The organism is Serratia sp. MYb239 (assembly GCF_002966855.1).
Classification (GTDB): domain Bacteria; phylum Pseudomonadota; class Gammaproteobacteria; order Enterobacterales; family Enterobacteriaceae; genus Serratia_B; species Serratia_B rhizosphaerae.
The window spans coordinates 4,917,642-4,930,322 of the sequence record NZ_CP023268.1; the positions used below are offsets into that span (position 1 = coordinate 4,917,642).

At 53.0% G+C, this 12,681-nt stretch carries 8 protein-coding genes, 1 tRNA gene and 2 rRNA genes; 4 read left to right on the forward strand and 7 right to left on the reverse strand.

Annotated elements, in window-relative coordinates; genetic code table 11:
* Positions 1-399 precede the first annotated feature (399 nt).
* Complete coding sequence (yihA, locus tag CLM71_RS23505) at positions 400-1,050, forward strand: ribosome biogenesis GTP-binding protein YihA/YsxC (RefSeq protein WP_105233117.1); 651 nt, start codon at positions 400-402, stop codon at positions 1,048-1,050.
* Positions 1,051-1,540: 490 nt separating this feature from the next.
* Here the strand turns inward: yihA and polA are convergent, their stop codons facing one another.
* A complete protein-coding gene (gene polA, locus CLM71_RS23510; protein WP_105233118.1) occupies positions 1,541-4,339 on the reverse strand; it encodes a DNA polymerase I in 2,799 nt (932 codons plus the stop codon).
* A 535-nt stretch (positions 4,340-4,874) separates the two neighbouring features.
* Here polA and CLM71_RS23515 point away from each other — a divergent pair.
* Positions 4,875-5,783, forward strand: a complete 909-nt coding sequence (locus CLM71_RS23515) for an acyltransferase (protein WP_105233119.1) — start codon at positions 4,875-4,877, stop codon at positions 5,781-5,783.
* Positions 5,784-5,814: 31 nt separating this feature from the next.
* On the opposite strand, the gene dsbA is transcribed toward CLM71_RS23515, so the two are convergent.
* The 3 genes from dsbA to CLM71_RS23530 all read right to left on the reverse strand — a co-directional run bounded on the left by dsbA (position 5,815) and on the right by CLM71_RS23530 (position 7,808).
* Entirely contained in the window at positions 5,815-6,438 is a 624-nt protein-coding gene (dsbA, locus tag CLM71_RS23520) for a thiol:disulfide interchange protein DsbA (protein WP_015962409.1), read from the reverse strand.
* A gap of 29 nt (positions 6,439-6,467) precedes the next feature.
* Entirely contained in the window at positions 6,468-7,454 is a 987-nt protein-coding gene (locus tag CLM71_RS23525) for a serine/threonine protein kinase (RefSeq protein ID WP_105233120.1), read from the reverse strand.
* 84 nt (positions 7,455-7,538) lie between these two features.
* Positions 7,539-7,808, reverse strand: coding sequence for a YihD family protein (locus tag CLM71_RS23530; RefSeq protein WP_105233121.1), 270 nt, complete (start codon positions 7,806-7,808; stop codon positions 7,539-7,541).
* A 149-nt stretch (positions 7,809-7,957) separates the two neighbouring features.
* Between CLM71_RS23530 and mobA the strand changes: the two genes are divergently transcribed.
* Positions 7,958-8,551, forward strand: coding sequence for a molybdenum cofactor guanylyltransferase MobA (mobA, locus tag CLM71_RS23535; RefSeq protein ID WP_105233122.1), 594 nt, complete (start codon positions 7,958-7,960; stop codon positions 8,549-8,551).
* Complete coding sequence (mobB, locus tag CLM71_RS23540) at positions 8,544-9,056, forward strand: molybdopterin-guanine dinucleotide biosynthesis protein MobB (RefSeq protein WP_105233123.1); 513 nt, start codon at positions 8,544-8,546, stop codon at positions 9,054-9,056. The genes mobA and mobB overlap by 8 nt, the downstream gene beginning before the upstream one ends.
* Before the next feature lie 92 nt (positions 9,057-9,148).
* Here the strand turns inward: mobB and rrf are convergent.
* The 3 genes from rrf to CLM71_RS23555 form a co-directional block, all read right to left on the reverse strand.
* A 5S ribosomal RNA gene (gene rrf / locus CLM71_RS23545) occupies positions 9,149-9,264 on the reverse strand.
* 106 nt (positions 9,265-9,370) lie between these two features.
* Positions 9,371-12,278: ribosomal RNA gene (locus tag CLM71_RS23550) — 23S ribosomal RNA — on the reverse strand.
* A gap of 221 nt (positions 12,279-12,499) precedes the next feature.
* A tRNA-Glu gene (locus CLM71_RS23555) sits at positions 12,500-12,575 on the reverse strand.
* Positions 12,576-12,681 lie beyond the last annotated feature (106 nt).

The following is a 12,681-nucleotide window of genomic DNA, read 5'->3' on the forward strand; positions in this document are numbered from 1 at the left end:
CCAACGCCGTTTGAAGTCATCCTGTCACTCATCGCACTTCCTGTGCGCTCCCTGAGGTTTTTCGCTCATCCTGAACGTTCCCGATTCCTTCACATCCTGCGTTGGGCGCTACTTTACGCGGATTACGCCCGCGCTCAAGGTACTCACCGCGCATTAGGCGGACTATTTACACCCAGCAAAAAACAATTGTTTGTTTTTTAAGAAAATATAAGTTTATAGCCGATAAATAAAGCGACATATCCCCCTATTGGAATGGCAAATGTCTTACACGCCGATGCGGTTTTCCCAACGGAAAATTATCGCTCTGGGGCTGAAAATCGGAGAAAGCGCCCCTTTTTCACGCTGATGCAGTTATAATCGCCCACCAGAAAGCCCTTCTTCACTTGGAGACGAAACATTTTGACCAGCAAAAATTACAACTACCACATGACCCATTTCGTCACCAGTGCGCCCGACATCCGTCATCTGCCGCCGGATGCAGGGATCGAAGTGGCATTCGCCGGCCGCTCTAACGCCGGCAAGTCCAGCGCGCTGAATACGCTGACTAACCAGAAGGGCCTGGCGCGCACCAGTAAAACCCCGGGACGCACCCAGCTTATCAACCTGTTTGAAGTAGAAGACGGTATCCGTCTGGTCGATCTGCCGGGTTATGGTTACGCCGAGGTGCCGGAAGAGATGAAGCGCAAATGGCAGCGTGCGCTGGGTGAATACCTGCAAATGCGCAATAGCCTGAAAGGGCTGGTCGTGCTGATGGATATCCGCCATCCACTCAAAGATCTCGACCAGCAAATGATTCAGTGGGCGGTGGATGTCGGTACACCGGTTCTGGTGCTGCTGACCAAAGCCGACAAGCTGGCTTCCGGCGCGCGCAAAGCACAGGTCAACATGGTGCGTGAGGCAGTACTGGCATTTATGGGCGATGTTCAGGTCGAGCCGTTCTCTTCACTGAAAAAACTGGGCGTCGATAAGCTGAGCCAGAAACTGAACACCTGGTTCAACGAAATCCCGCCGGAAGTTCTGCCGGAAGAAGACGATATCGGCGGCGAGTAACACCGCAGGCCACATGATAACAAGGGTCCGTCAGCGGGCCCTTTTTTGATCGCGTCAGAAGGTTTTGTTATCTAATTACAGATCTGACCAAAAATCATCAGAAAAAGTTATGACGATATGGCAGAAACATGGCGGCCAGTGAGAGGCAATAGCCGGGGAACTCCGCGGAGAGGCAACACCATAAATCGGTTAATATTCTGTTTTTACAATAAAAAACGCCCCAGTCAATACTGACTGGGGCGGCTAATATTCAGCCAAATCCGATTACGTGAAGTAAAAGGTCTGAAAGATAGAACATCTTACCTCTGTACCCTACGCCTGTAACTTTACATCATTTTTTCACGAGGAAAAAGAATTTTCTGTAGTTTAGTTACAGCAAGAATGGGGGAATAACGGCGATGTTGCGGAAACAATCGCCGTATAATGTAGCTAAATTACGAAAATAGCTGGGTTTTTCGCCGTTTAGCGTAACGTTCGGACAGTTGCGTAATTAATGCGCTTCTTCCCAGTTATTCCCGGTGCCTACGTCCACTTTTAGCGGCACCGCCAGCGTCATGCTACTTTCCATCAGGTCGCGAATGCGCTGGCTGGCTTCTTCCAGCACCGACTCGTGTACTTCAAACACCAGTTCATCGTGCACCTGCATAATCATGCGCACCAGCGGTTCCTTCTGTTCCAGCAGCCAGCTATCCACGGCAATCATCGCGCGTTTGATGATATCGGCCGCAGTGCCCTGCATCGGCGCATTGATCGCCGCACGCTCCGCTGCCTTACGGCGCATACCGTTGCTGGAACGCACATCCGGCAGATAGAGCCGGCGGCCATCCAGCGTGCTGACGAACCCCTGCTCGGAAGCCTGCTGACGCGTACGCTCCATATAATCCAGCACGCCAGGATAGCGCTCAAAATAGAGATCCATATAGCGCTGCGCTTCATTACGCGGAATCCCCAGTTGGCGCGCCAGACCAAAGGCGCTCATGCCGTAGATCAGGCCGAAGTTGATCGCCTTGGCGCTGCGGCGCTGTTCACCGGTGACCTTATCCAACGGCACGCCAAAGACTTCGGCAGCCGTAGCCCGGTGAATGTCCTCACCGGCGGCAAAGGCTTTCAGCAGCCCCTCATCCTGCGACAGATGCGCCATAATGCGCAGCTCAATTTGTGAGTAGTCGGCAGCCAGAATGCGGTATCCCTTCGGCGCGATAAACGCCTGGCGAATACGCCGCCCTTCCTCATTACGCACCGGGATGTTCTGCAGGTTCGGATCGCTTGATGACAGCCGGCCGGTAGCGGTCACCGCCTGATGATATGACGTATGCACCCGGCCGCTGACCGGATTGATCATCTGCGGCAGCTTGTCGGTATAGGTGGACTTCAGCTTCGCCAGTCCGCGATATTCCAGAATCACTTTTGGCAGCGGGTAGTCCAGCGCCAGCTCGGCCAGCACTTCCTCATTGGTCGACGGCGCGCCTCCCGGCGTCTTTTTCAACACCGGCAGCTTTTGCTTCTCATACAAAATCGCCTGCAGCTGCTTGGTCGATGCCAGGTTAAACGGCTCTTCCGCCAGCTCGTGCGCCTGCGTTTCCAGCTCGGCCAGCCGCTTGGTCAGTTCCTGTGAATGGGTCGCCAGAATATGCTGATCGATCAGCACGCCGGTACGCTCGATACGGGAAAGCACCGGCAGTAGCGGCATCTCAATCTCGCTGAACACTTTGCGCTGGCCGTCACTCTCTTTCAGCTTCGGCCACATGGCCAAATGCAGCTGCAGGGTGACATCCGCATCTTCTGCCGCGTACGGTGCCGCCTGCTCCAATGCAATCTGATTGAATGTCAGCTGATTCTTGCCTTTGCCGGCAATCTCTTCAAAGGTGACGGTTTTATGGCCGAGATAGCGATCGGCCAGGCTGTCCATATCATGACGGCCGCCGACGCTGTCCAGTACGTAGGATTCCAGCATGGTGTCATAAGCGATACCGCGCAGATTGATGTCATACCGCGCCAGCAGGCTCTTGTCGAACTTCAGGTTCTGACCGACTTTCAGCGCTTTCTCATCTTCCAGCAGCGGCTTTAGCGTTTCCAGCACATCGTCGCGATCCAGCTGCTCCGGCGCATCCAGATAGTCATGTGCCACCGGCAGATAAGCGGCAATGCCGGGCTCAATCGCGAACGACAGGCCAATCAGGTTCGCACTCTGCGTATCCAGGCCATCGGTTTCGGTATCGAAGGCGAACAGCTCGGCTTTTTTCAGCCGTTCCAGCCATTCGGCAAACGTTTTTTCATCCAGGATGGTGACATAGCCATCCTGTGACAGTTTGGCTTCCACCGCGGCTTTTGGCGTCTCCGCCGCTGCGCCGGATGATTTTGCCGCGCTGGCTGCCTTGGCGCCGCCTTTTTTACCCTGCAGCCAGGTGCCGGACTCAACGTCCGCCAGCCAACGCTTAAACTCATACTGTTTGAACAGCTGATGCAGCTGATCGACATCCGGCGGCAAGACGTTCAGTTCGCTGCAGCCCACCTCCAGCTCAACATCGGTTTTGATGGTCGCCAGCTGATAGGAGAGGTAGGCCACCTCTTTGTTCTGTTCCAGCTTGGCGGCCATGGTTTTGGCGCCGCGGAAACTCAGGGTCGCAATGCTGTCCAGATTGGCATACAGCGTATCCAGCCCGCCCAGCCCTTGCAGCAGCGCCTGTGCTGTTTTCTCACCCACGCCCGGTACGCCGGGGATGTTATCGGAGGAATCGCCCATCAGCGCCAGGAAATCAATGATCAATTCCGGCGGAATGCCGTATTTATCACACACTTCCTGCGGCCCCAGAATGGTGTTGTTCATGGTGTTGATCAGCGTAACGTTTGGCGTCACCAGCTGCGCCATATCTTTATCGCCGGTGCTGATCAAAACGGCATGGCCGGCTTTTTCCGCCTGCAGCGCCAGCGTGCCTATGACATCATCAGCCTCAACGCCCGGCGTCACCAGCAGCGGCAGCCCCATCGCCTTGACCATACGGTGTAAAGGTTCGATCTGCGCACGCAGATCGTCAGGCATTGGCGGACGGTGGGACTTGTACTCCGCGAACAATTCATCGCGGAAAGTTTTGCCTTTGGCATCGAACACTACCGCCACATGGGTTGGCGCGTACTGCTGCAGCAGGCTACGCAACATATTCAGCACGCCGTACATGGCGCCGGTCGGTTCACCGGCAGAGTTAGTCAGCGGCGGGAAGGCATGATAGGCACGATAGAGGTAAGAGGAACCATCTACCAGGATCAAAGGGTTTTCAGCAATCTGGGCCATAGCGTTTCTTTTTGATGATGGACTTACGGTAAGGATGCCATAGCTAGCCGTCGGAGACGATCCTTAGCGCGCATTACGATGAAAAATGATCGCCTTTTGCAAAGCGATCCGCAGGATCTTTCCTGTGGATAACTTTGTGCATAGAAAAGAGAATGAATTATAACAATGGGTTAGTTGTTATAATAACAAATAAAAAAGTCAATAAAATCATGGCGTTTTATGGTAAGCATCGCTTAGCCGCCATAATTTTCATTTTTTGAGATTTGTGGATATAAGTTACACGTGTAGTTTCGCACGCCGTTAATCAAATTCGGCGCCTCAATTACCCTAGCACAATCTGGAAAGGTTGCACGAAAATTCAGCAAATTGTGACCATAAAAAACGCAGCGAAGGCGAACCCCGCATGGCGCCAAAGAAAACAGTTACGCTTTGTGGGCGCTTTCCTCCTCCTGTTTCTGCTAAAATGCGCCCTTCACGCGCGGAAGCGTATGGTATGCCTGCAACGCTGTCTCCAACCAACCGTCAACCGATAACCATGCCAAGATTGTTAGCCCCTGTTATTTTTATTATTTCTACCTTATTGACCATCCTGTTGACGGTATTGTGTTCCATTCCCATCACGCTGGCCGGTATTGTAAAACTATTGGTTCCCGTACCGGCGATCTGGCGGGGCATTTCCGCCTTTGCAGATTTTATGATGTGGTGTTGGTGCCAGGGGCTGGCTCTGCTGCTACGCATCAACCCGCAGCTTAGCTGGGATATTGAAGGGTTAGAAGGATTAAGCCGCAAGAACTGGTATCTGCTGATCAGCAACCATGAAAGCTGGTCAGATATCGTCGTGCTGTGCGTGCTATTTCGCAATCATGCCCCGATGAATAAATACTTTCTTAAGCAGCAGCTCGCCTGGGTGCCTTTTGTCGGCCTGGCCTGCTGGGCGCTGGATATGCCATTTATGAAACGCTATTCACGCGCTTACTTACTTAAGCACCCGGAAAAACGCGGCCAGGATATCGAAACCACCCGCCGCTCTTGCGAAAAGTTTCGCCTGCGGCCGACTACCATCGTCAATTTCGTGGAAGGATCCCGCTTTACCGAAGCGAAAAAAATTAAAACCAATTCGCCCTATCGCAATTTACTGGCGCCAAAGGCCGCCGGCATCGCCTTTACCCTCAGCGCGCTGGGCAGCCAGTTCGACAAAGTACTCAACGTTACGCTGCACTATCCGGATAACAGCGAACGCCCGTTTCTGGACATGCTCTGCGGACGTCTGAAGCGGATCGTGGTGCGCATTGAAACCTTGCCTATCGATGAAAGCCTGCATGGCGATTACTTCAACGATAAACAATATAAACGGCAATTCCAGCTCTGGCTAAATACGCTCTGGCAGGAAAAAGACCGCTTATTGGATAAGCTAAAACGCCAAACGAAAAACGCCGGTCAATGACCGGCGTTGCAACGTTCGGATTAAGGAAAGGTTATTTCTTTTCGCTCAGGAATTTAACCACGTCAGCAAACTGCTTCACGTATGCATCCATTGAGCTGGTATCCAGACCGTCGTTCTTAACCATGTATTTACCGTTAACAAATACCGCTGGCACACCGCGCAGCTGCAGATCTTCCGCAGCTTTTTCCTGCTGAACGACCAAAGACTTCACCACAAAGCTGTTCAGCGCCGCGTCATAGTCCTCTGCCTTCACGCCCGCCTTCACAAACACGTTGCGAATATCGTCCGGCGTCTGCACGGTTTGAGTTTTCTGTACCGCTTCAAACATTGGCTGGGTGATCTTGTCTTCCACGCCCAGCGCCATCGCCACGGCCCATGCCTGAGTCAGCTGTTTGCCCAGCGGGCCCAGGAACTCAACGTGGTACTTGGTCATTTTGGTGCCCGCCGGCAGCGCTTTTTTCACCGCGTCTGAAACATGGTAAACCTCTTCAAACTGGTAGCAGTGCGGGCAGTAGAACGAGAAGAACTCCAGCACCTGCGGCTCGCCGGTTACCGGCTTATCCAGGGTCACATACTGGGTACCATCGCTAAACTGCGCGGCGGAGGCGCTAAACGCCATAACCATACCAACGAGCGCCAACCAAATCTTTTTCATAAGACTAAACTCTCCATTGTGTTAAATCTTCAATACATCGGCATCAACTGCAGAGGAGGTTCCTGTAGCAGCTTAGCCTGTTCAGTAAATGTCGCGGTCTGAGACAACCAGAAATCAGACTCCGCCATCCACGGAAAACTTCTTGGGAATGCAGGATCCTGCCAGCGACGCGCCACCCATGCCAGGTAATACACCATGCGCATCGCACGTAGCGGCTCAATCAGCGCCAGTTCACGTCGATCGAACTCGGCAAACTCGCCATAGGCTTCTAACAATATATCCAACTGCAACAGCTGCTCGCTACGCTCACCGTGCAGCAGCATCCAAAGATCCTGCACCGCAGGACCATTGCGCGCATCGTCAAGATCGACGAACAGCGGGCCATCGCGCCACAGGATATTGCCCGGATGGCAATCACCGTGCAAACGCAGCGGTTGCCAGTCCAGGTGCCAACTCTGCTTAATAGCCTGAATCAACGTATCCGTCGCGCCAAGGAAGGCCTCTCGCTGTGCCGCCGGCACCAAATCACAGCTCGCCAGAATCTCTCTGGGGGCGGTGAGGTACTCCTCAATACCGATAGTCGGACGCTCGGCAAACAGCTTTTCTCGACCGGTTTGGTGGATGCGCCCCAAAAAGCGGCCTACCCATTCCAGCTGATCGAGATTATCTATCTCATACTGCCGTCCGCCGACGCTGGGGAAAACGGTAAAATAGAAGCCACCGAAGCTCTGTAACGTTTTCCCCTGCAGCCGTAACGGTGCAACCGCAGGCACTTCGGCATTGGCCAGGTCGAGCGAGAACTGATGCTCTTCCTCTATCTGCGCGGCGTTCCAGCGCTCGGGACGATAAAACTTCACCACATAGCGACGACGTTCTTCATCGGTAAACTGATAAACGCGGTTTTCATAACTGTTGAGCGCCGTCAGCCCGGAATCAACGCGCAGACCAACCCCTTCTAATGCGGCCAGAATCAGATCGGGAGAAAGGGTATCAAAATTAAACGCAGAATCGTTCATAACAACATTCATTTTAGCCTGATGACAGCACGGGGGCCGGGAATGAAAAATAGTAGCATCAGATGCCCCTGCACCGCAGCAAAGCTAGTCCTTAATCACGCCGCGAGCGCGCAATAATGCCGTTTTGAAATCTTCTTCGTAGTCTTTTTTCAGGCCGGGGATCTGTTCCGTCGCGGCGCTGCCGCGCATTTTCAGATGATAAATTAAAATATCATCGCTTAACTCGGCCAAATTGCCCTGGAAACCCGCTTCCTGCGCCAGCTTTTGCAGAAACTGCATCAGATTGAGGTCGGGCTGTTCCTGCCAGGCCGGATGCAATAGCTCAATCAATTCATCCACGCGATGCGTTTTCATACTCATTCGTCCAATGAAGTTAATAAACCCACAAAGTAGCAGGCTTGTCAGCACAGGGAAAGGAACAGCTTGTCAATAAAGGTAAATCCTGATGTCCGGGTGGCTTTAGCGCTACAATCAGGGCGCAGGCTTCAAGAAGGAATGGTGTTATGCACACAGATATAACCGGAGTAATCCTGGCAGGCGGCAGAGCCACACGTATGGGAGGGGAAGATAAGGGATTAATCTCGCTTGGCGGACTCCCGCTTTATCGCTATGCGCTCGCACGTCTGGCGCCACAGGTTGGTGCCGTTATCATCAGCGCTAATCGTAATCAGGCAGTTTACCAACAGAGCGGTTTGCCGGTGGTCGGCGATCTGACGACAGATTTCGCCGGGCCGCTGGCTGGCATTCTGGCCGGCTTACGGTCGGCAAAAACCGACTGGGTGGCCTTTGTCCCCTGCGACGTGCCCGATTTACCGTTCACGCTGGTTGAGACGTTATGGCAAGGCAAGCAACAGTCATTAGCGGCCTATGCCAGCGACGGTGAGCGCGCGCACCCAACGCTGGCGTTGCTGCATGCAAGCCTGGCGCCGCATTTGGCCGAGTATTTAGCGCGGGGAGAACGTAAGCTGATGCTGTTCCTTAAAGAGGTTGCCGCCAAGCAGGTGGTATTCAACGATCGATCTCATGCCTTTCAGAACCTGAATACTCCCGATGACTGCCGGCGCTGGCAGCAGGAGAAGGGGCTCAGCAATGACTAAGTTCACCACGCCGCTGCTGGCGATTGCCGCTTATAGCGGCACCGGCAAGACCACGCTACTCAAGCAGCTAATCCCGCTGCTGCGAGAAAAACGCATCAGGGTCGGGCTGATAAAGCATACCCATCATGATATGGATATCGATACGCCAGGAAAGGACAGTTATGAACTCCGTAAGGCGGGGGCCGATCAAACCCTGGTTGCCAGCGATCGCCGCTGGGCGCTGATGACGGAAACGCCGGAACAGCAACCACTCGACCTTCACTATCTGGCAAGCCGCTTCGATCACAATAATGTCGATCTCATTTTGGTTGAAGGCTTTAAACATGAGCCAATAAGTAAAATCATCCTCTACCGCGCCGAAATAGGCCGACCGCTCGAAGATATGCTGGATAACTATGTGATTGCAGTGGCCGGCGATCGTACGTTGGATTTTGCCGGCGCCCAACTTGATATCAACGATCCGGCGAGAATTGCCGATTTTATTGTTAGCTGGCTGAATAAATAAACCCGCAGGCAATGATTGCCTGCTTTTTTATTTTTTCTGACCAAACGCAAAAAGCCTCATGCTTTCGCATGAGGCTTCTTACTTTGTTTGATGCCTGGCAGTGTCCTACTCTCGCATGGGGAGACCCCACACTACCATCGGCGCTACGGCGTTTCACTTCTGAGTTCGGCATGGGGTCAGGTGGGACCACCGCGCTATTGCCGCCAGGCAAATTCTGTTTTAATCAACCCGCAACGTTTCCACGCCGCCAGTCAATCCAATCTCGGAACTTCACTGAAAATCAAATCGCGTCTCTAAAACACCTTCGGTGTTGTAAGGTTAAGCCTCACGGTTCATTAGTACTGGTTAGCTCAATGCATCGCTGCACTTACACACCCAGCCTATCAACGTCTTAGTCTTAAACGTTCCTTCAGGGGCCTTAAAGGCCCAGGGAAGACTCATCTTGAGGCAAGTTTCGCGCTTAGATGCTTTCAGCGCTTATCTTTTCCGCACTTAGCTACCGGGCAATGCCATTGGCATGACAACCCGAACACCAGTGGTGCGTTCACTCCGGTCCTCTCGTACTAGGAGCAACCCCTCTCAATCTTCCAACGCCCACGGCAGATAGGGACCGAACTGTCTCACGACGTTCTAAACCCAGCTCGCGTACCACTTTAAATGGCGAACAGCCATACCCTTGGGACCTACTTCAGCCCCAGGATGTGATGAGCCGACATCGAGGTGCCAAACACCGCCGTCGATATGAACTCTTGGGCGGTATCAGCCTGTTATCCCCGGAGTACCTTTTATCCGTTGAGCGATGGCCCTTCCATTCAGAACCACCGGATCACTAAGACCTGCTTTCGCACCTGCTCGAGCCGTCACTCTCGCAGTCAAGCTAGCTTATGCCTTTGCACTAACCTCACGATGTCCGACCGTGATTAGCTAACCTTCGTGCTCCTCCGTTACTCTTTGGGAGGAGACCGCCCCAGTCAAACTACCCACCAGACACTGTCCTCACCCCCGATTAGGGGGCCGAGTTAGAACATCAAACATTAAAGGGTGGTATTTCAAGGTTGGCTCCATGCAGACTGGCGTCCACACTTCAAAGCCTCCCACCTATCCTACACATCAAGGCTCAATGTTCAGTGTCAAGCTATAGTAAAGGTTCACGGGGTCTTTCCGTCTTGCCGCGGGTACACTGCATCTTCACAGCGAGTTCAATTTCACTGAGTCTCGGGTGGAGACAGCCTGGCCATCATTACGCCATTCGTGCAGGTCGGAACTTACCCGACAAGGAATTTCGCTACCTTAGGACCGTTATAGTTACGGCCGCCGTTTACCGGGGCTTCGATCAAGAGCTTCTGGTTACCCATAACCCCATCAATTAACCTTCCGGCACCGGGCAGGCGTCACACCGTATACGTCCACTTTCGTGTTTGCACAGTGCTGTGTTTTTATTAAACAGTTGCAGCCAGCTGGTATCTGCGACTGGCTTCAGCTCCATCCGCAAGGGACTTCACCTACGCGCCAGCGTGCCTTCTCCCGAAGTTACGGCACCATTTTGCCTAGTTCCTTCACCCGAGTTCTCTCAAGCGCCTGGGTATTCTCTACCTGACCACCTGTGTCGGTTTGGGGTACGATTTCGTGTTACCTGGAGCTTAGAGGCTTTTCCTGGAAGCTTGGCATCAACTACTTCTGCACCGTAGTGCATCGTCATCACGCCTCAGGGTTAACAAGCAACCGGATTTACCAGGTCACTCCCCCTACACGCTTAAACCGAGACAACCGTCGCTCGGCTAGCCTAGCCTTCTCCGTCCCCCCTTCGCAGTAACACCAAGTACAGGAATATTAACCTGTTTCCCATCGACTACGCTTTTCAGCCTCGCCTTAGGGGTCGACTCACCCTGCCCCGATTAACGTTGGACAGGAACCCTTGGTCTTCCGGCGTGCGGGTTTTTCACCCGCATTATCGTTACTTATGTCAGCATTCGCACTTCTGATACCTCCAGCATGCCTCGCAGCACACCTTCAACGGCTTACAGAACGCTCCCCTACCCAACAACGCATAAGCGTCGCTGCCGCAGCTTCGGTGCATGGTTTAGCCCCGTTACATCTTCCGCGCAGGCCGACTCGACCAGTGAGCTATTACGCTTTCTTTAAATGATGGCTGCTTCTAAGCCAACATCCTGGCTGTCTGTGCCTTCCCACATCGTTTCCCACTTAACCATGACTTTGGGACCTTAGCTGGCGGTCTGGGTTGTTTCCCTCTTCACGACGGACGTTAGCACCCGCCGTGTGTCTCCCGTGATAACATTCTTCGGTATTCGGAGTTTGCATCGGTTTGGTAAGCCGGGATGGCCCCCTAGCCGAAACAGTGCTCTACCCCCGAAGATGAGTTCACGAGGCGCTACCTAAATAGCTTTCGGGGAGAACCAGCTATCTCCCGGTTTGATTGGCCTTTCACCCCCAGCCACAAGTCATCCGCTAATTTTTCAACATTAGTCGGTTCGGTCCTCCAGTTAGTGTTACCCAACCTTCAACCTGCCCATGGCTAGATCACCGGGTTTCGGGTCTATACCTTGCAACTAGACGCCCAGTTAAGACTCGGTTTCCCTACGGCTCCCCTATTCGGTTAACCTTGCTACAAAATATAAGTCGCTGACCCATTATACAAAAGGTACGCAGTCACACCACGAAGGTGCTCCCACTGCTTGTACGTACACGGTTTCAGGTTCTATTTCACTCCCCTCGCCGGGGTTCTTTTCGCCTTTCCCTCACGGTACTGGTTCACTATCGGTCAGTCAGGAGTATTTAGCCTTGGAGGATGGTCCCCCCATATTCAGACAGGATAACACGTGCCCCGCCCTACTCATCGAACTCACGACCTGTGCATCTTCGTGTACGGGACTATCACCCTTTACTGTGCGACTTTCCAGACGCTTCCACTGACACACAAGCCGATTCAGGTTCTGGGCTCTTCCCCGTTCGCTCGCCGCTACTGGGGGAATCTCGGTTGATTTCTTTTCCTCGGGGTACTTAGATGTTTCAGTTCCCCCGGTTCGCCTCATGCCACTATGTATTCATGACATGATAGTGTGTCGAAACACACTGGGTTTCCCCATTCGGGTATCGTCGGTTATAACGGTTCATATCACCTTACCGACGCTTTTCGCAGATTAGCACGCCCTTCATCGCCTCTGACTGCCTAGGCATCCACCGTGTACGCTTAGTCACTTAACCTCACAACCCGAAGGTGTCTTCCGACATCATCGTGTTGCTACATTTGAGAGACTCTATGACAGGTTACTCCTCATCCCGAACGTCTACGGGGGACAAGTTTCAGCTGCCATGTTTCAATTTTCAGCTTGTTCCAGATTGTTAAAGAGCAAATATCTCAAACATGACTCGCAAGCCAGTTTTGAGATATCGTTTGATACCGTCTTTCACCCGATATCAGCAAGTGGCGTCCCCTAGGGGATTCGAACCCCTGTTACCGCCGTGAAAGGGCGGTGTCCTAGGCCTCTAGACGAAGGGGACACGAAATTTGCTTAGCGAATCACTGATTCGCTAATTTCGTGTAAGGGCGAGATTTTCCCAGGAAAATCGAGCGACAGTGTTATTTGTCACCGTACCCCCAACGCAT

Excerpts from the sequence above, each read along its gene's own strand:
- polA (WP_105233118.1), bottom strand. The coding sequence starts at position 4,339 with ATGGCCCAGATTGCTGAAAACCCTTTGATCCTGGTAGATGGTTCCTCT.
- CLM71_RS23515 (WP_105233119.1), top strand. The coding sequence starts at position 4,875 with ATGCCAAGATTGTTAGCCCCTGTTATTTTTATTATTTCTACCTTATTG.
- dsbA (WP_015962409.1), bottom strand. The coding sequence starts at position 6,438 with ATGAAAAAGATTTGGTTGGCGCTCGTTGGTATGGTTATGGCGTTTAGC.
- CLM71_RS23525 (WP_105233120.1), bottom strand. The coding sequence starts at position 7,454 with ATGAACGATTCTGCGTTTAATTTTGATACCCTTTCTCCCGATCTGATT.
- CLM71_RS23530 (WP_105233121.1), bottom strand. The coding sequence starts at position 7,808 with ATGAAAACGCATCGCGTGGATGAATTGATTGAGCTATTGCATCCGGCC.
- mobA (WP_105233122.1), top strand. The coding sequence starts at position 7,958 with ATGCACACAGATATAACCGGAGTAATCCTGGCAGGCGGCAGAGCCACA.
- mobB (WP_105233123.1), top strand. The coding sequence starts at position 8,544 with ATGACTAAGTTCACCACGCCGCTGCTGGCGATTGCCGCTTATAGCGGC.